Source organism: Streptomyces sp. NPDC043908 (genome assembly GCF_056435525.1).
The window spans coordinates 421467-444352 of record NZ_JBWKEI010000002.1 but is presented as its reverse complement, the minus strand read 5'-3'; the positions used below and the strand labels follow the sequence as shown (position 1 = coordinate 444352).

At 72.7% G+C, this 22886-nt stretch carries 18 protein-coding genes; 9 read left to right on the top strand and 9 right to left on the bottom strand.

Going from position 1 to position 22886, the window contains the following annotated elements; translation table 11 throughout:
* The first annotated feature begins 20 nt into the window (after positions 1-20).
* The 5 genes from AC069K_RS06265 (at position 21) to sigJ (ending at position 6493) form a co-directional block, all read left to right on the top strand.
* Complete coding sequence (locus AC069K_RS06265) at positions 21-1571, top strand: phytoene desaturase family protein (RefSeq protein WP_478612584.1); 1551 nt, start codon at positions 21-23, stop codon at positions 1569-1571.
* 130 nt (positions 1572-1701) lie between these two features.
* Positions 1702-2811, top strand: a complete 1110-nt coding sequence (locus AC069K_RS06260) for an NAD(P)H-dependent flavin oxidoreductase (protein ID WP_365103330.1) — start codon at positions 1702-1704, stop codon at positions 2809-2811.
* Entirely contained in the window at positions 2808-4367 is a 1560-nt protein-coding gene (locus AC069K_RS06255; protein WP_478612581.1) for an acyl-CoA synthetase, read from the top strand. Before AC069K_RS06260 ends, AC069K_RS06255 begins: the two co-directional genes overlap by 4 nt.
* A gap of 216 nt (positions 4368-4583) precedes the next feature.
* Positions 4584-5534, top strand: a complete 951-nt coding sequence (locus AC069K_RS06250) for an NAD-dependent epimerase/dehydratase family protein (RefSeq protein ID WP_478612578.1) — start codon at positions 4584-4586, stop codon at positions 5532-5534.
* A 44-nt stretch (positions 5535-5578) separates the two neighbouring features.
* Positions 5579-6493, top strand: coding sequence for an RNA polymerase sigma factor SigJ (gene sigJ, locus AC069K_RS06245; protein WP_478612574.1), 915 nt, complete (start codon positions 5579-5581; stop codon positions 6491-6493).
* Positions 6494-6711: 218 nt separating this feature from the next.
* On the opposite strand, the gene AC069K_RS06240 is transcribed toward sigJ, so the two are convergent.
* Positions 6712-7413, bottom strand: a complete 702-nt coding sequence (locus tag AC069K_RS06240; protein WP_365102554.1) for a gamma-glutamyl-gamma-aminobutyrate hydrolase family protein — start codon at positions 7411-7413, stop codon at positions 6712-6714.
* Between the two features lie 306 nt (positions 7414-7719).
* Here AC069K_RS06240 and AC069K_RS06235 point away from each other — a divergent pair, with 306 nt between their 5' ends.
* Positions 7720-8409: a hemerythrin domain-containing protein gene (locus tag AC069K_RS06235; protein ID WP_478612571.1), complete on the top strand. Its 690-nt coding sequence runs from the start codon at positions 7720-7722 to the stop codon at positions 8407-8409.
* A gap of 118 nt (positions 8410-8527) precedes the next feature.
* Positions 8528-8821 (top strand): DUF6191 domain-containing protein, encoded by a 294-nt coding sequence (locus tag AC069K_RS06230; RefSeq protein ID WP_478612568.1) that lies wholly within the window; start codon positions 8528-8530, stop codon positions 8819-8821.
* A gap of 168 nt (positions 8822-8989) precedes the next feature.
* On the opposite strand, the gene AC069K_RS06225 is transcribed toward AC069K_RS06230, so the two are convergent.
* From AC069K_RS06225 to AC069K_RS06210, 4 genes are all read right to left on the bottom strand, one after another.
* On the bottom strand, positions 8990-12817 hold the full coding sequence (locus tag AC069K_RS06225) for a multifunctional oxoglutarate decarboxylase/oxoglutarate dehydrogenase thiamine pyrophosphate-binding subunit/dihydrolipoyllysine-residue succinyltransferase subunit (RefSeq protein ID WP_478612565.1): 3828 nt from the start codon (positions 12815-12817) through the stop codon (positions 8990-8992).
* A 281-nt stretch (positions 12818-13098) separates the two neighbouring features.
* Positions 13099-14259: a sensor histidine kinase gene (locus AC069K_RS06220; protein WP_358836516.1), complete on the bottom strand. Its 1161-nt coding sequence runs from the start codon at positions 14257-14259 to the stop codon at positions 13099-13101.
* Positions 14256-14993 carry a response regulator transcription factor gene (locus tag AC069K_RS06215; RefSeq protein ID WP_067163879.1) on the bottom strand — a complete coding sequence of 246 codons (738 nt, stop codon included), beginning with the start codon at positions 14991-14993 and terminating at the stop codon, positions 14256-14258. Before AC069K_RS06215 ends, AC069K_RS06220 begins: the two co-directional genes overlap by 4 nt.
* A gap of 84 nt (positions 14994-15077) precedes the next feature.
* Positions 15078-15764, bottom strand: a complete 687-nt coding sequence (locus tag AC069K_RS06210) for a spermidine synthase family protein (RefSeq protein ID WP_365102543.1) — start codon at positions 15762-15764, stop codon at positions 15078-15080.
* Positions 15765-15977: 213 nt separating this feature from the next.
* Here AC069K_RS06210 and AC069K_RS06205 point away from each other — a divergent pair, with 213 nt between their 5' ends.
* Positions 15978-16907: a rhomboid-like protein gene (locus AC069K_RS06205; RefSeq protein ID WP_478612561.1), complete on the top strand. Its 930-nt coding sequence runs from the start codon at positions 15978-15980 to the stop codon at positions 16905-16907.
* On the opposite strand, the gene AC069K_RS06200 is transcribed toward AC069K_RS06205, so the two are convergent.
* Positions 16866-17405, bottom strand: a complete 540-nt coding sequence (locus tag AC069K_RS06200) for a hypothetical protein (protein ID WP_478612558.1) — start codon at positions 17403-17405, stop codon at positions 16866-16868. The two genes, AC069K_RS06205 and AC069K_RS06200, sit on opposite strands and share 42 nt — an antisense overlap.
* Positions 17402-18058, bottom strand: a complete 657-nt coding sequence (locus AC069K_RS06195; RefSeq protein WP_478612555.1) for a GNAT family N-acetyltransferase — start codon at positions 18056-18058, stop codon at positions 17402-17404. Before AC069K_RS06195 ends, AC069K_RS06200 begins: the two co-directional genes overlap by 4 nt.
* Before the next feature lie 157 nt (positions 18059-18215).
* Between AC069K_RS06195 and lon the strand changes: the two genes are divergently transcribed.
* On the top strand, positions 18216-20627 hold the full coding sequence (gene lon / locus AC069K_RS06190) for an endopeptidase La (protein ID WP_478612552.1): 2412 nt from the start codon (positions 18216-18218) through the stop codon (positions 20625-20627).
* 145 nt (positions 20628-20772) lie between these two features.
* On the opposite strand, the gene AC069K_RS06185 is transcribed toward lon, so the two are convergent.
* Positions 20773-21564 carry a trypsin-like serine peptidase gene (locus AC069K_RS06185; RefSeq protein ID WP_478612549.1) on the bottom strand — a complete coding sequence of 264 codons (792 nt, stop codon included), beginning with the start codon at positions 21562-21564 and terminating at the stop codon, positions 20773-20775.
* Positions 21565-21653: 89 nt separating this feature from the next.
* Positions 21654-22487: a lysozyme gene (locus AC069K_RS06180; protein WP_365102528.1), complete on the bottom strand. Its 834-nt coding sequence runs from the start codon at positions 22485-22487 to the stop codon at positions 21654-21656.
* Positions 22488-22886 lie beyond the last annotated feature (399 nt).

Below are 22886 nucleotides of genomic sequence, written 5' to 3'. Positions count from 1 at the left end.
GCCGCGTGCTAGGAAGGGCCATGCCCGCACACCAGGTCTACGACACCGTGATCGTCGGCGGGGGCCACAACGGCCTGGTCGCCGCCGCCTACCTCGCCCGCGCCGGGAAGTCGGTCCTGGTCCTGGAGCGCCTCGGCCGCACCGGCGGCGCGGCCGTCTCGACCCGTCCCTTCGCGGGCGTCGACGCCCGCCTCTCCCGCTACTCCTACCTCGTCTCGCTGCTGCCGCGGAAGATCGTCGACGATCTGGGGCTGCGCTTCGCCGTCCGCAAGCGGACCGTCTCCTCCTACACGCCTGCCGTACGCGAGGGCCGTCCCACCGGGCTGCTCGTCGGCGGCGGCCAGGAGCGCACCCGCGCCTCCTTCCACCGGCTGACCGGCTCCGACGCCGAGTTCAGGGCGTGGGAGGAGTTCTACGGGATGACCCGGCGGGCCGCCGGGCGGATCTTCCCGACGCTGACCGAGCCGCTGCCCACCCGCGCCGCCCTGCGCGAGCGGCTGGGGGACGACACGGCGTGGCGGGTGCTCTTCGAGGAGCCGATCGGTGTCGCCGTGGAGGAGCGGTTCCGCGACGACCTGGTACGCGGCGTGGTCCTCACCGACGCCCTGATCGGCACCTTCGCCGACGCCCACGACCTCTCCCTCGCCCAGAACCGCTGCTTCCTCTACCACGTCATCGGCGGCGGCACCGGCGACTGGGACGTACCGGTGGGCGGGATGGGCGCGTTCACCGACGCGCTCGCGGGTGCCGCGCGGGCGGCCGGCGCGGAGATCGTCACCGGGCACGAGGCGACCGCGCTGCGCACCGACGGCCGCGACGCCGAGGTCGACTTCCGTACGGAAGCCGGCGAGGGCACGGTCGCGGCCCGGCACGTCCTGGTCAACGCCTCTCCCGCGGCCCTGGCCGCGCTGACCGGCGGGCCGGCCCCGGAGCCCGCCGAGGGCGCCCAGCTCAAGGTGAACATGCTGCTCACCCGGCTGCCCCGGCTCAAGGACACGGCGGTCGACCCGCGCGAGGCGTTCGCCGGCACCTTCCACATCGGCGAGGGGTACGGGGCCCTGGCCGCCGCGTACGCCCAGGCGGCGGCCGGTGAGCTACCCGCCGCGCCGCCCAGCGAGATCTACTGCCACTCGCTCACCGACCCCTCCATCCTCGGCCCCGACCTCGCGGAGCGCGGCCACCACACGCTGACGCTGTTCGGACTGCACACCCCGGCGCGGCTGTTCGCGCGGGAGAACGACAAGGCGCGCGAGGCGCTGCTGGAGGCGACGCTCGCCCAGGTGGACGCGCACCTGGCCGAGCCGCTCGCCGACTGCCTGGCCACCGACGCCGAGGGGCGGCCCTGCATCGAGGCGAAGACCCCGCTGGACCTGGAGCGCGAGCTGCGGCTGCCCGGCGGCCACATCTTCCACCGCCCGCTCGCCTTTCCGTACGCGGAGGAGTCCGCCGGGCCCTGGGGCGTGGAGAGCGCGCACCCCAACGTCCTGCTGTGCGGGGCGGGCGCGGTCAGGGGCGGCGGGGTCAGCGGCATCCCGGGCCACAACGCGGCGATGGCGGTCCTCGGACGGTAGCCGCGTCAGGACGCGATCGCCCGGGCCGGGGGCGCCGGGCGGAGCCCGTGCGACCGCGCCGGGCAAAGAAACTGACGCAGCATCAGAAAATCTCTTCCCTCTCCGTCCGGGCTGCGGCATCCTGCGCCCCATGCAGACGGAGCTGAGCAGAAGACTGGGAGTGGAGCACGCCATCTTCGGCTTCACCCCGTTCCCGGCGGTGGCCGCCGCCATCACCCGGGCGGGCGGGTTCGGCGTGCTCGGCGCGGTCCGCTACACCGCCCCCGACGACCTCGCGCGCGACCTCGACTGGATGCAGGAGCACACCGGAGGACTGCCCTACGGCCTCGACGTCGTGATGCCCGCGCGGAAGGTGGAAGGGGTCACCGAGGCCGACGTCGAGGCCATGATCCCCGAAGGCCACCGGCAGTTCGTGCGCGAGACGCTCGCCAAGCACGGCGTCCCCGAACTCGCCGAGGGCGAGGCGTCCGGCTGGCGCATCACCGGATGGATGGAGCAGGTCGCCCGCGACCAGCTCGACGTCGCCTTCGACTACCCGATCAAGCTGCTCGCCAACGCGCTCGGCTCCCCGCCCGCCGACGTGGTGGAGCGGGCCCACGCGGGCGGCGTCCCGGTGGCCGCGCTCGCCGGCAGCGCCAAGCACGCCCGCCACCACGCCGAGGCGGGCATCGACATCGTCGTCGCCCAGGGCTACGAAGCGGGCGGCCACACCGGCGAGATCGCCTCCATGGTGCTCGTGCCCGAAGTCGTCGAGGCGGTCGGCCCGCTGCCCGTTCTCGCCGCCGGAGGCATCGGCAGCGGCGCCCAGGTGGCCGCCGGGCTGGCGCTGGGCGCCCAGGGCGTCTGGCTGGGCTCCCTCTGGCTCACCACCACCGAGGCCGATCTGCACTCGCGCGCCCTCACCCGCAAGCTCCTCGCGGCCGGCTCCGGCGACACCGTCCGCTCGCGCGCCCTCACCGGCAAGCCCGCCCGCCAGCTGCGCACCGAGTGGACCGACGCCTGGGACGACCCGAGCGGCCCCGGCACCCTGCCCATGCCCCTCCAGGGGCTGCTGGTCGCCGAGGCGCTGTCGCGGATCCAGAAGTACGAGGCCGTCCCCCTGCTCGGCACCCCGGTCGGCCAGATCGTCGGCCGGATGACCTCCGAACGCAGCGTCCAGGAGGTCTTCGACGACCTCACCCGCGGCTTCGAGCAGGCCGTGGACCGCATCAGCCGCATCGCGGGAAGGAGCGGGTCATGACCGACTCCCGGCAGCCGCCCAACGGGTTCTGGGCGCAGGCCGCGGCCGACCCCGGCCGGGTGGTGCTCACGGCTCCCGACGGCGAGCGCTGGACGGCGGGGCGGCTGCACGCCGCCGCCAACCAACTGGTGCACGGGCTGCGCGCGGCCGGACTCGAACAGGGCGACGCGTTCGCCGTGGTGCTGCCCAACGGGGTCGAGTTCTTCACCGCGTATCTGGCCGCCTCCCAGGCCGGGTTCTACCTCGTCCCCGTCAACCACCACCTGGTCGGCCCCGAGATCGCCTGGATCGTCGCGGACTCCGGCGCCAAGGTGCTCATCGCCCACGAGCGGTTCGCGGACGCGGCGACCGCCGCCGCCGACGAGGCGAAGCTGCCCGCCGGCCACCGGTACGCGGTCGGGGATGTGGCCGGATTCCGCCCGTACGCCGACCTCCTCGACGGGCAGGGCGCGTCCGCGCCCGAGGGCCGCACCCTGGGCTGGGTCATGAACTACACCTCGGGCACCACCGGCCGCCCGCGCGGCATCCGGCGCCCGCTCTCCGGCAAGCTCCCCGAGGAGTCCCATCTGGGCGGCTTCCTCGGCATCTTCGGCATCAAACCGTTCGACGGCAACGTCCACCTGGTCTGCTCACCGCTCTACCACACGGCCGTGCTCCAGTTCGCGGGCGCGTCCCTGCACATCGGGCACCCCCTGGTCCTGATGGACAAGTGGACGCCCGAGGAGATGCTGCGCCTGATCGACACGTACCGCTGCACGCACACCCACATGGTGCCGACCCAGTTCCACCGGCTGCTCGCGCTGCCCGGGGAGGTCAGGGCGCGGTACGACGTGAGTTCGCTGCGGCACGCCATCCACGGCGCGGCCCCCTGCCCCGACCATGTGAAGCGGGCGATGATCGAGTGGTGGGGGAGCTGCGTGGAGGAGTACTACGCGGCGAGCGAGGGCGGAGGGGCGTTCGCCACCGCCGAGGACTGGCTGAAGAAGCCCGGCACGGTCGGCAGGGCGTGGCCCATCAGCGAACTCGCGGTCTTCGGCGACGACGGCGAGCGGCTGCCCCCGGGCCAGCTGGGCACCGTCTACATGAAGATGTCGACGGGCGGCTTCAGCTACCACAAGGACGAGACGAAGACGCGCAGGAACCGCATCGGGGACTTCTTCACCGTGGGCGACCTCGGCTACCTCGACGAGGACGGCTACCTGTTCCTGCGCGACCGCAAGATCGACATGATCATCTCGGGCGGGGTCAACATCTACCCGGCCGAGATCGAGGCCGCGCTCCTCACCCACCCGGCCGTCGCCGACGCCGCCGTGTTCGGCATCCCGCACGCGGACTGGGGCGAGGAGGTCAAGGCCGTCGTGGAGGCCGCCCCGGGCCACGAGCCGGGGGACGGCCTCGCCGCCGGCATCCTCGCCCACTGCGAGGAGCGGCTGGCAAGCTACAAGCGCCCGAAGTCCGTCGACTTCATCGCGGCCATGCCGCGCGACCCCAACGGCAAGCTCTACAAACGGCGGTTGCGCGAACCGTACTGGGAGGGGCGCGAACGGGCGATGTGAGCCCCGCGGCGCCCGGGGCGCGGGGCCGGCGCGTACGTCCGCGGCAGGACCGGCGCCGGCGGGACCCGGAGGACCCGGAGGACACGCCCCAAGGCCGCGTATGGCCCATGTCACACCCGGCGACTGTCACGCGCGCCAGGGCTCGCCCGTCCTGATGCCGAAACTCCCGTGGGGCCGAGGACCGGTGCCACGGGACCGACATCGGGAGGAACCCCCATGCGTGTACTGGTCGCCGGCGCCACCGGAGTCATCGGCCGGGCCCTGATCCCGCTGCTCACCTCGGTGGGCCACGACGTGACCGCCCTGTCCCGTTCGGCCGGGCGGTCCGCCGTCCTGGAGGGGACGGGCGCGCGGACCGTCCTGGCCGACGCCCTCGACGCGCCGGCCCTGGACCGGGCCGTGCGCGAGGCGGCCCCGGACGCGGTCGTGCACCTGCTCACCGCCATTCCGCCCCGGCTCGACCCCCGCCGTATGGCGCGCCAGTTCGCCCTCACCGACCGGCTGCGCACCGAGGGCACCCGCAACCTGATCGGGGCGGCCCAGCGCGCGGGCGCGCGCCGGATCATCAGCCAGGGCGTCGCCTTCGCCTACGACCCGGACGGCGACGGCCTCGCCGGGGAGGACACCCCGCTGTGGCGCAACCCGCCCAAGCCGTTCCGCCGCTCCCTCGACGCCCTGCGGGAGCTGGAGCGGCGGACCGGCGAGGCGCGCGGACTCGTGCTGCGCTTCGGCCATCTGTACGGCCCCGGCACGGCGTTCGACACCGACGGGCAGTTCGTCCGCGACATCAGGGACCGTCGGCTGCCGCTGGTGGGCGGCGGCTCCGCCACCTTCTCCTTCACCCACGTCCACGACGCGGCCACCGCCGTGGTCGCGGCCCTGGACAAGAACGCCACCGGCCTCCTGAACATCGTCGACAACGACCCGGCCCCGATGAGCGAGTGGGTGCCGGAGGTCGCGCGGATCCTGGGCGCCCCGGCGCCGAGGCGGCTGCCCGCCTTCGTGGCCCGTCTCGCCGTCGGCGGCTGGGGCGTGGCGTACCTGACCCGGCTGCGGGGCGCCGACAACACGCGCGCCCGCCTCGCCCTGGACTGGCGACCGCGCCACACCTCGTGGCGCACCGGCATGGCGGTCGAGTTGAATGGCGCCCCGGCCGCGGTGAAGTGACGGACACGGCCGTGAACAGCGCGAACGGGGAAGAGGGCGACGGTATGGCAGTGCCGGGGGAACACCGGGAACACCGGGAACACCAGGACGCGGCGGCGGTGGAAGGGAGCGGCGCGGCCGAGTTCGAACGGCACCGGCCGATGCTGCTCGGGCTCGCCTACCGCTTCCTCGGCTCCATGTGGGACGCCGAGGACGTCGTCCAGGACGCCTGTGTGCGCTGGCTGGGCACCGACCGCGACGGGATCAGGGTGCCGCGCGCCTTCCTGGTCAAGATGGTCTCGCGGCTCGCCCTCGACCAGCTGCGCTCGGCGCGGGTGACCCGCGAGTCCTACACCGGGCCCTGGCTGCCCGAACCGGTCGCCACCGACGCGCTCGGGCCGTTGGACTCCGCCGAGCTGCGCGACACGGTCGCCTTCGCCACCGTCCACCTGATGGAGCGGCTGTCCCCGCCCGAGCGGGCCGTGTTCGTGCTGCGCGAGGCGTTCGAGCTGCCGTACGAGGAGATCGCCGACATCCTCGGGCTGAGCGCCGCCTACTGCCGTCAGCTCTTCCGCCGGGGCGGACAGCACCTGGCGGACGGGCGAGAGCGCTTCCGGCCGGCCGAGGAGGACCATGTGCGGCTCTTCACGCGGTTCTTGGAGGCGGCCCGGCAGGGCGACCTCGAAGGGCTGGCCGACCTGCTCAGCGAGGACGTCGTGGCCTGGAACGACGGCGGCGGCAGGGTGCGCGCCGCCCTGCGCCCCGTCATCGGCCGCGCCAAGGTGCTGGCCTTCGTGTCCGGTCTGCTGAAGCGCTACACGGTCGGTGCCACCCGCCTGGTCGACGTCAACGGCGCCCCCGCCCTGTTCACCTCGCTCGGCGACCGCTCCCAGCTCACCTCGCTCGACCTCCGCGACGGCCGGGTCCACGGGATCTACGTCGTGCTCAACCCCGACAAGCTCGGCCACGTCCCCGCCTGACCTCCGGCGGGGGGGGGGGGGGGGGGGGGGGGGGGGGGGGGGGGGGGGGGTGTGGGGGGGGGGGGGGGGGGGGGGGGGGGGGGGGGGGGGGGGGGGGGGGGGGGGGAGGGGGGGGGGTGGGGGGGGGGGGGTGGGGGGGGGGGGGGGGTTGGGGGGGGGGGGGGGGGGGGGGGGGGGGGCGGGCCCCCCCCCCCCCCCCCCCCCCGCCCTCCCTCTCCCTACCGCTGCTGCTTCCTCGCGGCCTCGATGAAGGCCTCGAAGAGGGGGAGGGTGTCGCTGCCGAGTTCACCGTGGGCCTGGAGCCCGGCGAGGAACGGGGCGGAGGGGTCCTCGGCCTCGGCGCCCTCGATGACCCCGTCGTCCGACCAGGCGGTGGCGACCAGACCGGCGCCGAGCTTGTCGATGCCCTGGTGGTGGTGGCAGTAGACGGTGGCGGTCGGCCCGAGGGCGCTGCCGAGCAGGGAGTCCGGCTTCACCTGTATCTCGCGCGGCTCGTACGTCCCGGGCACGGCGGGCGAATGCTCGGGCAGGTGCTGGTCGAGCGTGCCGCCGCGGATGATGGAGATCAGCTGCAGGCCGCGGCAGACGCCGAGCACCGGAATCCCGCGCCGCTCGGCGACGGCGAGGGCCGCGAGTTCGGCGGTGTCCCGGGCCCGGTGCGGCGGGAACGTGAACTTCTCGCGCTCGGCACCGTAAAGAGCGGGATCGATGTCGGCCCCGCCGCTCATGAGCAGGGCGTCGGCCCGCGCCATCACCTCGTCGACCGCGTCCGGAATCGGCGGCACCAGGACCGGCGCTCCGCCGGCCTCGTGCACCTTCTCCATGTACTCCCACGGGAGAAGGGCCACCCGTACCTCTCCCCAAATGTTCCAATTCACCGTTGTCAGGTCGGCGGTCACCGCCACGACGGGCCGAGTCATCGAATGTCGTCCTTCCCAATTCCAGCAAAATGGAGTTTCACTAGAGCGTCGCTCGTGCGTCTCTCGAATGCGCCGGACTTTCCCCCGGCTTGGATCAAGAATTGCACAGAGCCCGGCTCTGTGGAAGAAATGGAAAAATAGGTACGGTGGAAACACGGTCGTCTTTCGGAAGAAAGCGACGGTGACCGCGTGCGTTCAACTGCGGGGTGATCGCAGTCGAACACCCCTATGGGGCGCGCGGAGCTTTTGCGTACCCTCGCGGCAGTGTTCGGTCCATGAGCGTCAAATAACTGGGGGATACTCGACATGACCGCCGCGACAGACAACCCGGGCGCCCGTATGTATCAGGAGTTCCTCGCCGTGCACGCGATCCTGCGGCGGGGAACGGAACTGGTGGCGAACGCGTTCGAGCGCCTGGGCGAGGGCGACCAGGTCAGCGTCAAGGAACTGATCGACACGACGCAGTGGCTCATCGACTTCACCCACCACCACCACGAGTCGGAGGACGAGCTGTTCTGGCCCGTCCTGCACGGGTTGTACCCGGACTCGGTGGCGGCGTTCGACACCCTCAACGAGGAGCACGCGGAGCTGGACCGGGAGCTGGGCGGTCTGAGCCGGGCGGTGGAGCTGCTGTCGGCCGCCAACGAGGCGGGCGACGAGCAGGACTCGCCCGCGGTGAAGCGGGCCGCGCAGGCCGGCACGACGGCGGCGCGCAAGGTCCGCGACATCCTGGCCGGGCACCTGGACACCGAGGAGCCGGTCGTCCGCGACCTCTTCCCCGGCGTCCCCGCCGACGAGGTCGACCGCCTCCGTACGGCGATCACCGAGGGCAGCCCCAAGTCCGGCGGGCACCTGGTCTTCGGCCTCCTGGAGGACCCGCGGGAGGCGGAGGGCTACGACGAGATCCTCGCGAGCTTCCCCCTCGCGTTCCGCTCCCACCGGCCGCAGCTGGTGCAGATGTACGTGGAGAGCAAGAAGGCGCTGGGGCTGCTGTAGGCGGGGGAGGGGCGGGGGGCGCGCGCCCGGGGTCCGGTATTGCCCGCCATGATCGGGATCCGACAGCCCCCGCGCGGCGTTATGTGGGTACGGGACCACATACCGGAGGTGACCGCTCGTGTTCGGATCGGCCATGAACGAGCTCTTCGCGCCTGGCAAGCGGCACGAGGAGGAGGAGCGGCGGCGACTGGAGATCACGCTCGACGAGGTCGGGGACGCCGACCCCGGGCGGGGGCCCATAGACCTGGCCAGCGGGGCCGTCACCATACGGGTGCCGCCCAGGCCCGGCGCGGACGAGGACGAGAACGGGGACGCGGACGGGGACGCGGGCGAACACAGCGCCGAACACAGGGCCGGACACCGCGCCGAACACAGGGACGGACCCCGGGACGACCCCGGGGGCGGCGCCTAGCGGGCCCGCGTACGCGGAGGGCCCGGCACCCGCATACGCCGGAGGGCCCCGCGCCCGCGTACGCCGGAGGGCCCGGCACCCCGATTCCTCGGGATGCCGGGCCCTCCGTACCGCTACAGCCTCAGCCTCGGCGCACAGCCGCCCGTCCTCGGCGGCCGCGGCCGGCGGCTACGCGTCGAAGACCTCCGCGCACAGCTGCTCCTGCTCCTGCTCGTGCCGCTTCTTCGAGCCCACCGCGGGCGACGAGGAGTGCGGGCGCGAGATGCGGCGCAGGCGCTCGCCGTGCGGGACGTCCGCGCCGACCGCCAGGTCCAGGTGGTCGATCAGGTTGAGCGCGATGAACGGCCAGGCACCCTGGTTCGCCGGCTCCTCCTGGGCCCACAGGTACTTCTCGGCGTTCGGGTACTTGGCGATCTCGGCCTGGAGCTCCGCACCCGGCAGCGGGTACAGGCGCTCCAGACGGATCAGCGCCGTGTCCGTCGCGCCGCGCTTCTCGCGCTCGGCCTTCAGGTCGTAGTAGACCTTGCCGGCGCAGAAGACGACCTTGCGGACCGCGTTGGCGTCGACGAACTCGTCACCGATCACCGGACGGAAGCCGCCCGTGGTGAACTCCTCCACCTTGGAGGCCGCCGCCTTCAGACGCAGCATCGACTTCGGGGTGAAGACGATGAGCGGCTTGTGGTGCGGGTTGTGCACCTGCCAGCGCAGGAGGTGGAAGTAGTTCGACGGGAGCGTCGGCATCGCGACCGTCATGTTGTTCTGCGCGCACATCTGCAGGAAGCGCTCGGGGCGGGCGGACGAGTGGTCCGGGCCCTGGCCCTCGTAGCCGTGCGGAAGCAGCAGCGTCACGCCGGACGTCTGGTTCCACTTCTGCTCGGCCGAGGAGATGAACTCGTCGACGACCGTCTGCGCGCCGTTGACGAAGTCGCCGAACTGCGCCTCCCACATCACCAGGGACTCGGGACGGGCCAGCGAGTAGCCGTACTCGAAGCCCATCGCCGCGTACTCGGAGAGCAGCGAGTCGTAGACGTTGTACCGCGCCTGCTCCTCGGTGAGGTACATCAGCGGGGTGTAGTCCTCGCCGGTCTCCTGGTCGACCAGGACCGCGTGGCGCTGGCCGAAGGTGCCGCGGCGGGTGTCCTGGCCGGAGAGGCGCACCGGGGTGCCCTCCATCAGCAGCGAGCCGATGGCCAGGGTCTCGCCCATGCCCCAGTCGATCGTGCCGTCCTCGACCGAGGCGGCGCGGCGCTGGAGCTGCGGCATCAGCCGCGGGTGGACCTTGATCCGGTCGGGGATGTTCACCTGCGACTCGGCGATGCGCTTGACGACCTCCTGGGAGACCGCGGTGCTCACCGCCGCCGGGAACTCGGCCTGCGGCTCCGGGGACTGGATCTCGCCCGCCTGCGAGGTGGCCTCGCGGACCTCGGCGAAGACCTTCTCCAGCTGGCCCTGGAAGTCCTGGAGCGCCTGCTCCGCCTCTTCCAGGGTGATGTCGCCGCGACCGATCAGCGACTCGGTGTACAGCTTGCGCACCGAGCGCTTCTTGTCGATCAGGTTGTACATCTGCGGGTTGGTGAACTGCGGGTTGTCGCCCTCGTTGTGACCGCGGCGACGGTAGCAGATGAGGTCGATCACGACGTCCTTGTTGAACGTCTGGCGGAACTCGAAGGCCAGCCGCGCGACGCGGACCACGGCCTCCGGGTCGTCGCCGTTCACGTGGATGATCGGCGCCTCGATCATGCGGGCCACGTCCGTGGCGTACATGGAGGAGCGCGACGACTCCGGGGCGGCGGTGAAGCCGACCTGGTTGTTGATGACGATGTGGACCGTGCCGCCGGTGCGGTAGCCGCGCAGCTGCGACATGTTCAGGGTCTCGGCCACCACGCCCTGGCCCGCGAAGGCGGCGTCGCCGTGCAGGGCGACGGGCAGGACCGTGAAGTCCGTGCCGCCCTTGTTGATGACGTCCTGCTTGGCGCGGACGACGCCCTCCAGGACCGGGTCCACCGCCTCCAGGTGCGAGGGGTTGGCGACCAGCGAGACCTTGATCTGCTCGCCGTCCAGGCCCGTGAAGGTGCCCTCGGCGCCCAGGTGGTACTTGACGTCACCGGAGCCGTGCATCGACTTCGGGTCGAGGTTGCCCTCGAACTCGCGGAAGATCTGCGCGTACGACTTGCCGACGATGTTGGCCAGGACGTTCAGCCGGCCGCGGTGGGCCATGCCGATGACGACCTCGTCCAGACGCGACTCGGCCGCGCTGTCGATGACCGCGTCGAGCAGCGGGATGACCGACTCGCCGCCTTCGAGGCTGAAGCGCTTCTGGCCGACGTACTTGGTCTGGAGGAACGTCTCGAACGCCTCCGCCGCGTTCAGACGCCGCAGGATGCGCAGCTGCTCCTCGCGCTCCGGCTTGGAGTGCGAGCGCTCCACCCGGTCCTGGATCCACTTGCGCTGCTTGGGGTCCTGGATGTGCATGAACTCGATGCCGGTGGTGCGGCAGTACGAGTCGCGCAGCACGCCGAGGACGTCGCGCAGCTTCATCAGGGACTTGCCCGCGAAACCGCCGACCGCGAACTCGCGCTCCAGGTCCCACAGGGTGAGCCCGTGCTCGGTGATGTCCAGGTCGGGGTGCTTGCGCTGGCGGTACTCCAGCGGGTCGGTGTCGGCCATGACGTGGCCGCGGACCCGGTAGGAGTGGATCAGCTCGAAGACGCGCGCGGCCTTGGTGACGTCGTCGTCGTGGCTGGCGTCGATGTCCTTGAGCCAGCGGACCGGCTCGTAGGGGATGCGCAGCGACTCGAAGATGCCGTCGTAGAAGCCGTCCTCGCCGAGGAGGAGGTTGGCGACGATCCGCAGGAACTCGCCGGAGGCGGCGCCCTGGATGACGCGGTGGTCGTACGTCGAGGTGAGGGTCATCACCTTGGAGATGCCCAGCTTGTTCAGGGTGTCCTGGGAGGTGCCCTGGAACTCGGCCGGGTAGTCCATCGAGCCGACGCCCATGATGACCGACTGCCCGGGCATCAGACGCGGCACGGAGTGGACGGTGCCGAGGCCGCCCGGGTTGGTGAGGGAGACCGTCACGCCCGAGAAGTCGTCCATCGTGAGCTTGCCCTGGCGGGCCCGCTTGACGATGTCCTCGTACGCCTGCCAGAACTCGAAGAAGTTGAGCGTCTCGGCCTTCTTGATGCCCGCGACGACCAGCTGGCGGTCGCCGTTGGGCTTCACCAGGTCGATGGCGAGACCGAAGTTGATGTGCTCCGGCTTGACCAGGGTGGGCTTGCCGTCCTTCTCCGTGAAGGAGTAGTTCATCGACGGCATGGCCTTGATGGCCTGCACCATCGCGTACCCGATGAGGTGGGTGAAGGAGATCTTCCCGCCCCGGGCGCGCTTCAGGTGGTTGTTGATGACGATCCGGTTGTCGAACAGCAGCTTCACCGGCACCGCGCGCACCGAGGTGGCCGTCGGGACGTCGATGGAGGCGTGCATGTTCTTCGCCACGGCGGCGGCGGGGCCGCGCAGGGTGACGTACTCCGGACCGGCCGGGGCCTCGGTCGCCGGGGCGGCCTTGGGGGCAGCGGCGGCGGGCTTCGCGGCGGGCGCCGGAGCGGCCTTCGCGGGAGCCGGAGCCGGGGTCTGCGCCGGGGCCGGGGCCGGGGCCTGGGCAGGGGCGGCGGCCGCGGGCTGCGCGGGCGCGGCCGGAGCCTGGGCGGCGGGGGCCGGGGCCGGGGCGGCCGGGGCTGCGGCGGGGGCGCTTACCGCAGCCCCCGCGGCTGCGGCGGGGGCACCCTCGACAGGCTTGTCCGCCGTGCCGGAGGCACCCGGCTTGTAGTCGGCGAAGAAGTCCCACCAGGCACGGTCGACCGAATTGGGGTCCTGGAGGTACTGCTGGTAGATCTCGTCGACGAGCCACTCATTGGCACCGAAGCCGGCTGCAGGGTTCTTGCCCTGCCCGTCTTGGTCGGTCGAGACGCTCGAATTACTGGGGGACTGAGACGACACGGCGGCAACCGCCCTCTTCCGCTTCACAAGGTGATGGACAGCGGGAATCAAGGCTACGCCTCCCTGGCCTGGAGGTGCAGACCGGGCGTGCCACAGTCGCGTAAGTCACACCGGAAAGCGAGTTTCAGGGCAGGATTTGGCGGGAAACAGATCAGGTTCTGCTTCCTCTGGGTACGCCTCGCATCGGCCACGGCCCCGAGGACCGTGTGCCCCACGGTCCGAAGACCATGTGCTCGTACCTACCCACACGCAGAACGTGTGCTTCCGGTTCGAACCCTACGTCAATTCGTCGCCCGGGGTGCTCCCGGAAGGGTGACCTGGATGCGGCATCCGCGTGAGGATTCGGCCACGCCGATCTGACCGCCGTGCAGATCCACCGCCCAGCGGGCGATCGCCAGGCCGAGTCCCGTGCCGCCGTCGCTGCCCGGCCCGTGCGGCGCCGAGGCGTCGCCCCGGTTGAACCGCTCGAAGACCCGGTGCCACTCCGACTTCGGGATGCCCGGGCCCTCGTCCAGGACCTCCAGGTCCAGCGACTCGGGCTGCGGGCCGCGCCGGGCCCGTACGGTGACCCGGCCGTGCGGCGGCGAGTGCTTGACCGCGTTGTCGATGAGGTTGGCGACCACCTGGTGCAGCCGCTCCCGGTCCGCGTACGCGGTCAGCTCCGGCGGCGAGACGTCCAGGTGCAGATGGACGTCGGTACGGGTGTGGTTGCCGGAGCCGGAGGAGAGCCCGCGCCGGGACGCGGCCAGGTTGGCCTCCTTGAGCACGCCCGACAGATACGGCCAGACCTCGAAGCGGTGCGCCCGCAGCGGTACGACGCCGTTGTCCAGGCGGGAGAGGTCCAGCAGGGTCTCCACCAGGCGCCCGAGGCGCTCGGTCTGCTTCAGGGCCGTGCGCATCGTCTCGGGGTCGGCGGCCGAGACGCCGTCCACCACGTTCTCCAGGACCGCCCGCAGCGCCGCGATCGGGGTGCGCAGCTCGTGTGAGACGTTCGCCACGAGCTCCTTGCGGTGGCGGTCCACGGCCTCCAGGTCGTCCGCCATGCGGTTGATCGTGGAGGCGAGGTCGCCGAGCTCGTCGCGGCGGTCGGCGCCGCGCACCCGCCGGGTGTAGTCGCCGTGCGAGATGGCCCGGGCGACGGTGTTCATCTCGTCCAGCGGCGCGGTCAGGCCGTGCGCCACGAACTGGGTGATCAGCAGGGTGGCGATCACCGAGAAGACGGTGATGAACCGCAGCTCGGTACGGGTCTGCACGGCCACCATCAGCAGCCCGGTGGTGATGAAGACCGAGACCACGACGAGCGAGCCGAGCTTGGTCTTGATGGAGATGGAGACCTCGCGCAGCCCGCCCTTCAGCCGCTCGCGCAGCCGGTCGCGGGCCCGGCCGCGGGGCCCGTCCCGCCGGGTCCGTCCGTGCACCGCCCCGGCCGCCGCCCGGCTCATGGCGCCGGGGTCTCCAGCGCGTATCCCACGCCGTGGACCGTGCGGATGCGCTCGGCCCCGATCTTCCGGCGCAGCGCCTTGATGTGGCTGTCCACGGTCCGGGTGCCCGAGGCGTCCGCCCAGTCCCAGACCTCGGCGAGCAGCTGCTCGCGCGAGAGCACCGCGCGCGGGGTGTTCGCCAGGCAGCTCAGCAGGTCGAACTCGGTCGGAGTGAGGTGGACGTCCTCGCCGCGCACCCGGACCCGGCGCTGCGCGTGGTCGATCTCCAGCTCGCCCAGGCGCAGGATGCCGGTGCGCGGGGTGGCGGCGGCCAGCGTGGCGCGCTCGACCCGGCGCAGCAGCACGTGGACCCGGGCCGCCAGCTCCCGCATCGAGAACGGCTTGGTCATGTAGTCGTCCGCGCCGACGCCGAGCCCGACCAGCATGTCCGTCTCGTCGTCGCGGGCCGTCAGCATCAGCACCGGGACCGGCCGGCGGGCCTGCACGCGGCGGCACACCTCGAGCCCGTCGAAGCCCGGCAGCATGATGTCCAGGACCATCAGGTCCGGCTGCCACGCCTCGGCGGTGTCGACGGCCGCCGGGCCGTCGAGGGCGGTCTGGACCTGGAAGCCCTCGGCCCTCAGCCGCGCCGCGATGGCGTCGACGATCGTCGTGTCGTCCTCGACGACCAGCACCCGGCGCTGGGCGCCGGGGGTGGCCGCTACGCCGTTGTGGGTGGTGTGTGCCTGCTCCATCGCCCCGCCCTGATATTGCTTCCGGGGATCCGTGGGGTGATCCCTCGTGTCGGTCAGAGACTAGAGGCACCGGCCGCGTCCCGGCTACGCAGGGCGAACGGCGAGATGGACCACGTCAGGGACGCCCCGGGCAACTGTGATCTCTTCGGTCCTAACCCCGTGGAATCCGGCATTACGGAGAGCTTCCTCGAAGGCGGGCGACGGCCGCGCGGACCAGACGGCGAGCACTCCGCCGGGGGTGAGCCGGTCCCGGCAGGCCGCGAGGCCGGCGGGGGAGTAGAGGCTGTCGTTGCTCCGGGTCACGGTCCAGTCGGGGCCGTTGTCGATGTCCAGGCAGAGCGCGTCGAAGGTGTCCGGAGCGCTCCTCACATAGGCGACCAGATCGGTGTGCAGGACCTCGGTGCGGGGGTCGGCCAGGGCGGCTTCGGAGAGGGGTGCGAGGGGGCCCGAGCGGTGCCAGTCGATGACGGCCAACTCGCGTTCCACCACGGCGATCCGGCCCCACCGCCCGCTCGCGGCGGCGTGCGCGAGGGAGAAGCCGACGCCGAGCCCGCCGATGAGCACCGAGGGCCGCTCGCGGCGGTCCGCCAGCGCCTCGTACGCGGCGTCCACCAGCAGCCGCTCGGAGCGCCCGTCGGAGGTGTCCATCAGGAAGGTGCCGTTGGCGATGATCTCGAAGTGCGGACCGCGCCGGCGCAGGACCACCTCCCCGTACGGGCCCTCGCGCCGGTCGAGGACGACCGGTGCGGCGATCGGGTCGGCGATGGACATCGAAGGACCTCCTCGTGATGCGGAGCGAACGGCTCGAAGGCCGACGCGCGGCCTGCGTCAAAGGTTGTCCGATGTGGCACAAGTCATAGACGCGGACGGGAGCGTTCGCAGAGGGTGAGCGTTGTACAAGCGTAAGCAGCAAGGCCGGACGATCACCGGCGTGGCTTGTGGTTCCGGGTGCGAGCGGGGCGCCCGGTGGAAGGGGCCTCACCGGTGCACCCTGAGAGAACGCGCGAACGGGCGGATCTGCTCGACGGCATCCCGCGGCAGCGGCCGACGGCCGCGGAGGCGACGGCCGACGGGGCAGCGGAGGACGGGGACGTCGCGGTGGCCCCTCCGACGGGGCTCGACGACGAGGCCGTCCTCGGCGAGGGCGCCGCGCGCGACCGCGAGGTCGCCGGCCCCGCCGTGCGCGTGAGCGGCGGCGCGGACGGGGCCCGGAGCCCCGGGGCACCCGCCGGACCGGGCGCGCGTGACGTGTGGCGCGGCGCCGCCCGCCTCGTACCGACCCCGGCCGGCACGCCCTTCACCTTCGGGTACACCCTGCTGCTGCTCCTGACCTCGCTCTACATGGAGTTCGGCGACCCGGACACGGTCCGTACCCTCCTCGAGGGCTCCAGCACCGATGTGCAGCACCTCACGCGTACGCCCGTGCTGGTGCTGGTGGCCAGCGCGCTGTGGATCGCGGGCGGCATCTCCTCGCCGTGGGCCGTCGGCTTCGTCTTCATCCTCACCGCCCTGGAGCGCCGCGTCGGCGGGCTGCGCACGGCCGGGGTGTTCCTGCTCGGCCATGTGGTGGCGACGCTGGTCACCGAGGTGCCGGTGGGCGTCTCCGTCGCGGCGGGGCAGCTGCCGGACTCCTCGCTGCACCGCCTGGACTACGGGATCAGCTTCGGGCTGATGGCGAGCGTCGGCGCGCTCGCCGGGCTGCTGCCCCCGCTGCTGCGGTGGCCGGTGCTCGGGGTGATGGCCGTGCTCCTGACCCAGGACCTGCTGGACATGGCGGACCCGCTGGCCAGTTGGGGCCATCCGACCGCCCTGCTCGTCGGCGTCGTCTGCTGGCCGGTGCTGCGCCGGGCCGCCCGGTCCGGCGGCGGGCCGTCAGCGGTAGCCGACGGGCAGCCGGGCCCGCACGGCCCGTAGCCCCGGGGTCTGGTGCACGTCGTCGGCGAGGACGACGTGTCCCTCGTACGTGAACTGGTACATCAGCGCGTCGGCGATCGGGCGCCCGGTCGGGCGCGGCGGCAGATGCGCGAAGTCCGCGTCCACCAGCGCCTCGCGCAGCTTCGCCAGCTCCTCCCGCGTCAGCGTGCCGGTGGTCTTCTGCCCGTCCCGGCGGGTGGAGGTGTACGAGCCGTCGTCCTTGACCACCAGCTCGTTGTGCACCCCCGCGAACCCGCCGCTCACCACGAGCCGGAGCAACTGCCCCTGCCGGGCGGGCGGCGTGGCCGTGCCCGCCGGGGAGGTGCCCGGAGTCGGGGAGGTCGCCGGCGGCTGGGCGCTCAGGGTCGTGCTCGGCGCCGGGGTGGGCGACTTGGAGGCGCCGTCCGCCGTCGAGTCGCCGGAGTCGCAGGCCGTCGCCGCGAGCAGGGTGGCGAGCAGCAGTGCTCCGGTGGTGGTGGTCCTGCCCATGAGGCTCATGGAGCCGAGGATGCCGGATCGGTGGGAGCGAAGTACAGGCTTGCCATGGGAGAGCGCGTCGTCCAGCCGAGCGATCCGTACAGGTCCCGGCCCTCGGGGGTGCCGACCAGGACGCCCGTGGTGGCCCCCGCGGCGTGGGCGCCGCTCTGGAGCGTGCGCATGACGACGCTGCCCAGGCCCCGGCGGCGGTGCCCGGGCGCCGTCTCGATCTGGTCGGCGACGGCGGTCGCGCCGGTGGGGGCGATCTGGCCGCGGGCGGCGAAGTGGCCGTCCCCGGTGCGCACCAGGACGCGCAGGACGCCGCCGGTGGTCCAGCGGGTGAGGGTGTAGCCGGCCGGGACCGGCACATCGGCCGGGGCCAGCGGCACCGTCATCAGGAAGCCGGGCTGCTCGTACTCCCAGCCGGGGCCGAGCCACGGGCGGACCGTGTCGTCGTCCGCGAAGAGCTTCAGCCAGGTGCCCGGCACGGCCGCCGCGTGGGCCAGCTTGCGCACCGAGGCCTCGTCGGGCTCGGGCATGACGTGCCGGCACACCTGCTTGACCTGGCCGACGTCGATGCTCCACCCCCACGGCTCGGCGACCGGCGCCGCCGCGCCGCGCGAGACCACCCACCCCTTGGTCCAGGCCTCGACGAGCTCCGGTACCGACTCCATGACCGCCCCCTTGCGAACGTACGAGGTGGTAATAGTCCTTTCTGTGATGTGACTCTTACAAGAGGTGATCGCTCAGAGCGAACAGGCCCGGGGGAACATTCCCGGGCTCACATGCATTGAGTCGGCATAGCTCAACTTGACTGCCGAAGGGGAGATCATGGCTCACTCGTCCGCACCGCTCACCCTGCCTGTGCTGCCGCTCGACGACGAGGTCGTGCTGCCCGGGATGGTCGTGCCGCTGGACCTGTCCGACACCGAGGTGCGCGCCGCCGTCGAAGCCGCCCAGGCCGCGGTCCGGGCCGACGGCCCCTCGGCGGGCAAGCCCCGGGTGCTGCTCGTCCCGCGCGTCGACGGGGCCTACGCCGCGACCGGCGTGCTCGGCACCGTGGAGCAGGTCGGCCGGCTCTCCGACGGCGACCCCGGCGCGCTCATCCGCGGCGTGGCCCGGGTGCGCATCGGCGCCGGGACCACCGGCCCCGGCGCCGCCCTGTGGGTCGAGGGCGCCCAGGTCGAGGAGACCGTCCCCGAACCGCTGCCCGGCCAGGTCACCGAACTGGTCAAGGAGTACAAGGCGCTCGCCACCGAGTGGCTCAAGAAGCGCGGCGCCTGGCAGGTCGTCGACCGGGTCCAGCAGATCGAGGGCGTCTCGGCCCTCGCCGACAACTCCGGCTACTCACCCTTCCTCACCACCGCCCAGAAGGTCGAGCTCCTGGAGACCGCCGACCCGGTCGCCCGGCTCAGGCTCGCCACCGAGCAGCTGCGCGAGCACCTCGCCGAGCAGGACGTGGCCGAGGCGATCGCCAAGGACGTCCAGGAGGGCGTGGACAAGCAGCAGCGCGAGTTCCTGCTGCGCCGCCAGCTCGACGCCGTCCGCAAGGAGCTGCGCGAGCTCAACGGCGAGTCCGAGGGCGACGAGTCCGACGACTACCGGGCCCGGGTGGAGGCCGCCGACCTGCCCGAGAAGGTCCGCGAGGCCGCCCTCAAGGAGGTCGAGAAGCTGGAGCGCTCCAGCGACCAGTCCCCCGAGGGCTCCTGGATCCGCACCTGGCTGGACACCGTCCTGGAACTGCCCTGGCAGGAGCGGACGGAGGACGTCTACGACATCGCGGGCGCCCGCGCGGTCCTGGACACCGAGCACGCGGGCCTGGAGGACGTGAAGGAGCGCATCACCGAGTACCTGGCGGTCCGCAAGCGCCGCGCCGACCGGGGCCTGGGCGTGGTCGGCGGCCGGCGCGGGGGCGCGGTGCTCGCCCTCGTCGGCCCGCCCGGTGTCGGAAAGACGAGCGTCGCGGAGAGCGTGGCCCACGCGATGGGCCGCGAGTTCGTCCGCGTCGCCCTCGGCGGCGTCCGGGACGAGGCCGAGATCCGCGGCCACCGGCGTACGTACGTGGGCGCCCTGCCCGGCCGGATCGTACGGGCGGTCAAGGAGGCCGGGTCGATGAACCCGGTGGTGCTGCTCGACGAGATCGACAAGCTCGGCTCCGACTTCCGCGGCGACCCGGCCGCGGCCCTGCTCGAAGTCCTCGACCCGGCGCAGAACCACACCTTCCGCGACCACTACCTGGAGGTCGAGCTCGATCTGAGCGACGTCGTCTTCCTGGCCACGGCGAACGTCCTGGAGGCCATCCCGGAGGCGCTGCTCGACCGGATGGAGCTCGTCCGCCTCGACGGTTACACCGAGGACGAGAAGGTCGTCATCGCCCGCGACCACCTGCTCCCGCGCCAGTTGGAGCGGGCCGGGCTCGACGGCGGCGAGGTCGTCCTGGAGGAGGAGGCCCTGCGCAAGCTGGCGGGGGAGTACACCCGCGAGGCGGGCGTGCGGAACCTGGAGCGCTCGCTCGCCCGGCTGCTGCGCAAGGTCGCGGCCCAGCACGAGACCGGCGAGCGCGAGCTGCCCTTCACGGTCACGCCCGACGACCTGCGCGCGCTGATCGGCCGCCCGCACCACGTCCCCGAGTCCGCCCAGGACCCGGCGGAGCGGCGCACCTCGGTGCCCGGGGTGGCCACCGGCCTCGCCGTGACCGGGGCGGGCGGCGACGTCCTGTTCGTCGAGGCGTCCCTGGCCGACCCGGAGACGGGGGCCGCGGGCCTGACCCTCACCGGCCAGCTGGGCGACGTGATGAAGGAGTCGGCGCAGATCGCCCTGAGCTTCCTGCGCTCGCACGGCGCCGAACTGGAGCTGCCGGTGGCCGACCTCAAGGACCGGGGCGTGCACGTCCACTTCCCCGCGGGCGCGGTCCCCAAGGACGGCCCGAGCGCCGGCATCACGCTGGTCACCGCGCTGTCCTCGCTGCTCAGCGGCCGGCTGGTGCGCACCGACGTGGCGATGACCGGGGAGGTCTCGCTCACCGGCCGGGTGCTGCCGATCGGCGGCCTGAAGCAGAAGCTGCTCGCCGCGCACCGCGCGGGCATCACCACGGTGGTGATCCCCAAGCGCAACGAGCCGGATCTGGACGACGTCCCGGCGGAGGTCCTGGAGAAGCTGGAGGTCCACCCGGTCAGCGACGTCCGCCAGGTCCTTCAGATCGCACTGTCCCCGGCGGAGGTGCCGGTGCCGGTGGCGGCGTAGCGGCCCGGTGGTTGTCCGCGGACCGTGGTGGGTTGCTCGCGCAGTTCCCCGCGCCCCTGGGTAGTCAGGGGCGCGGGGCTGTGACATGTGCGGCTCCGCCGCGTGGGCGCGACCAGCCACCCACGGTCCGCAGACGAAAACACCCCTAAGAGCGCGCAGCCCGCTCGTACAGCGCCCGCGCATGCGCGTCGAAAAGGACCGCCGTCGACGCCACATCCGTGTCGCCGCCGCTCAGCACCCCGATGAGACGGCCGGGGCGGTAGGGCCCGCGGTGATCGGCCAGCCAGGGGCTGCCGCTGGTGCCGGTCCAGAACCCGGCGCAGTCGATCCGTACGTCGCTCGCCAGATCGGGGTCCGGGCGGGTGTCGGTGGTGCAGGCGATGGGCCGGTTCTCCGGGTTGTGGTCCTCGTCCGGATAGCCGACGACGGTGACCCGGCGACGCGGCCCCGACCCCCAGTCGGGCTGGGCGGCCCCCACCACGCTCTGCACGCTGCGGCCCCGGGCGTCCGGCTCCAGGGTCAAGAACGCGTAGTCGAAGGCGTCGTCGCCGTCGTCGGACCAGCGCGCGTCGGTCTGCACGGCTCTGACCTTCCAGGTCCCGTACGGGAAGGAGCCCTTGCCCGCGCCGGAGAAACCGGGGGCGAACTCCATCGAGCCCGCCGACCCGGCGTCGGCGCAGTGCGCGGCGGTGGCGACGACATTGCCCCGGGGGCCGGCGACGACGGCGGCGGTGCACCAGTGCTTGTCGCCGTCGACCAGGACGCCCACGAACGGCAGTCCGGCGGTGGCGGTGGCGGAGGACTGCGGGGCGGGCGCGGGCGGCGCCTCGTCGGGCCGGTCCTGCTGGGGAGCCGACACGGCCGACCCGCCGCACCCCGTGACCAGGGCGAGCATCCCCGCGGCGGTCACCCGCCCCACCGTTCGCAGCACGCGCATGGTGACCATCCTGTCGTATGACGGCGCGCGGCACGGGCAGGCCCCCGGCGCGCGTCGGGCGCGCCGGGAGCCCGTCGGACCGGTGTTCCCTAGCCGTTGGCGAGGGCTTGGAGCCGGTCGTACGCCCCGTTGAACCGGGAGTGGTCGCCGACCGTCGGTCCCGAGGAGGTGTACTGCCACATCGTGTAGTAGCCCCAGCCGGCCGGCAGGGCGCCCGGGTCGGTGTTGTACCGGGCGATCCACAGGGGGTCGGTGGAGCCGAAGGCGCCGGAGTTGCCGGTGCACTGGGTCCACCAGCTGGTGGCGGTGTAGATGACCGCGTCACGTCCGGTGCGGGCCCGGTACTGGTTCACGAAGTCGCGGATCCAGCTCACCATCCCGGCGGCGGACTTGCCGTAGCAGGCGGCGCCGTAGGGGTTCCACTCGATGTCGAGCGCGCCCGGCAGCGTACGGCCGTCGCGCGACCAGCCGCCGCCGTGGTCCACGAAGTAGTCGGCCTGGGCGGCGCCGCTCGCGGTGTCGGGCGTGGCGAAGTGGTACGCGCCGCGGATCATGCCGACGTTGTACGAGCCGTTGTACTGCTGGGCGAAGTACGGGTTGGTGTAGTACGTGCCCTCGGTGGCCTTGACGTAGGCCCACCTCACCCCGCTGTTCCACAGGGTGCTCCAGGCCACGTTGCCGTTGTGGCTGCTGGTGTCGACGCCCTCCAACTGCACGGTCTGTACGGTCCGGGTGTCGCGCGGGAGGGGACCGGTGCCGTCGTGGGCGGCGACGCCCATGCCGAGGGTGGCGGAGCCGCGGGCTGGGGTCCCGGCCGCGTTCGAGGTGCCGGGCGCGGTCAGCAGGAGGGCGAGGGAGAGGAGGAGGATTCCGGCCGCGGCGAGGGGACCGCGACGGGCCGTTCCGGGTCTGTGCACGGGCATTGCGTGCCTCCGAAAGGCGAAGGGTGGGGGGACGTGCCTGGGGATCGACATGTCGTTGTGGACATGTCATACGGAAAAAGCTACGCACGTAGACCGTGACGCGAAAGGGCTTGCCGGACTGCCATTGGCCCATGCCTGTGGCGGGCTGGCCGCGGCGGGCGCGAGCTGGGCCGACCGCCGCGGGCCGCAAGTAACTTTCAGCCGTGGGCGGTTGGCCGCCGGGCGCCGCGCCCCGGCCGTGCCGCCCGGCTCCCGGCCGATGTCCCGGGTCGCGTTCGCGCCAAAGCTCCCCTGTCAACACAGAGGCCCCATTGAGGAGTTCACGCCTCCCGGGCTTGCATGGCCATGACCAGTCGGCGCCCACCGGCGCCACCGGCCTCCCGCGCGGCCGACGCCGTC

Coding starts and splice junctions, on each gene's coding strand:
- AC069K_RS06220 (WP_358836516.1), bottom strand. CDS start 14,259: ATGAGCCGGGCGGCGGCCGGGGCGGTGCACGGACGGACCCGGCGGGAC.
- AC069K_RS06250 (WP_478612578.1), top strand. CDS start 4,584: ATGCGTGTACTGGTCGCCGGCGCCACCGGAGTCATCGGCCGGGCCCTG.
- lon (WP_478612552.1), top strand. CDS start 18,216: ATGGCTCACTCGTCCGCACCGCTCACCCTGCCTGTGCTGCCGCTCGAC.
- AC069K_RS06260 (WP_365103330.1), top strand. CDS start 1,702: ATGCAGACGGAGCTGAGCAGAAGACTGGGAGTGGAGCACGCCATCTTC.
- AC069K_RS06255 (WP_478612581.1), top strand. CDS start 2,808: ATGACCGACTCCCGGCAGCCGCCCAACGGGTTCTGGGCGCAGGCCGCG.
- AC069K_RS06200 (WP_478612558.1), bottom strand. CDS start 17,405: ATGAGCCTCATGGGCAGGACCACCACCACCGGAGCACTGCTGCTCGCC.
- AC069K_RS06215 (WP_067163879.1), bottom strand. CDS start 14,993: ATGGAGCAGGCACACACCACCCACAACGGCGTAGCGGCCACCCCCGGC.
- AC069K_RS06195 (WP_478612555.1), bottom strand. CDS start 18,058: ATGGAGTCGGTACCGGAGCTCGTCGAGGCCTGGACCAAGGGGTGGGTG.
- AC069K_RS06210 (WP_365102543.1), bottom strand. CDS start 15,764: ATGTCCATCGCCGACCCGATCGCCGCACCGGTCGTCCTCGACCGGCGC.
- AC069K_RS06265 (WP_478612584.1), top strand. CDS start 21: ATGCCCGCACACCAGGTCTACGACACCGTGATCGTCGGCGGGGGCCAC.
- AC069K_RS06185 (WP_478612549.1), bottom strand. CDS start 21,564: ATGCGCGTGCTGCGAACGGTGGGGCGGGTGACCGCCGCGGGGATGCTC.
- AC069K_RS06240 (WP_365102554.1), bottom strand. CDS start 7,413: ATGACTCGGCCCGTCGTGGCGGTGACCGCCGACCTGACAACGGTGAAT.
- sigJ (WP_478612574.1), top strand. CDS start 5,579: ATGGCAGTGCCGGGGGAACACCGGGAACACCGGGAACACCAGGACGCG.
- AC069K_RS06235 (WP_478612571.1), top strand. CDS start 7,720: ATGACCGCCGCGACAGACAACCCGGGCGCCCGTATGTATCAGGAGTTC.
- AC069K_RS06180 (WP_365102528.1), bottom strand. CDS start 22,487: ATGCCCGTGCACAGACCCGGAACGGCCCGTCGCGGTCCCCTCGCCGCG.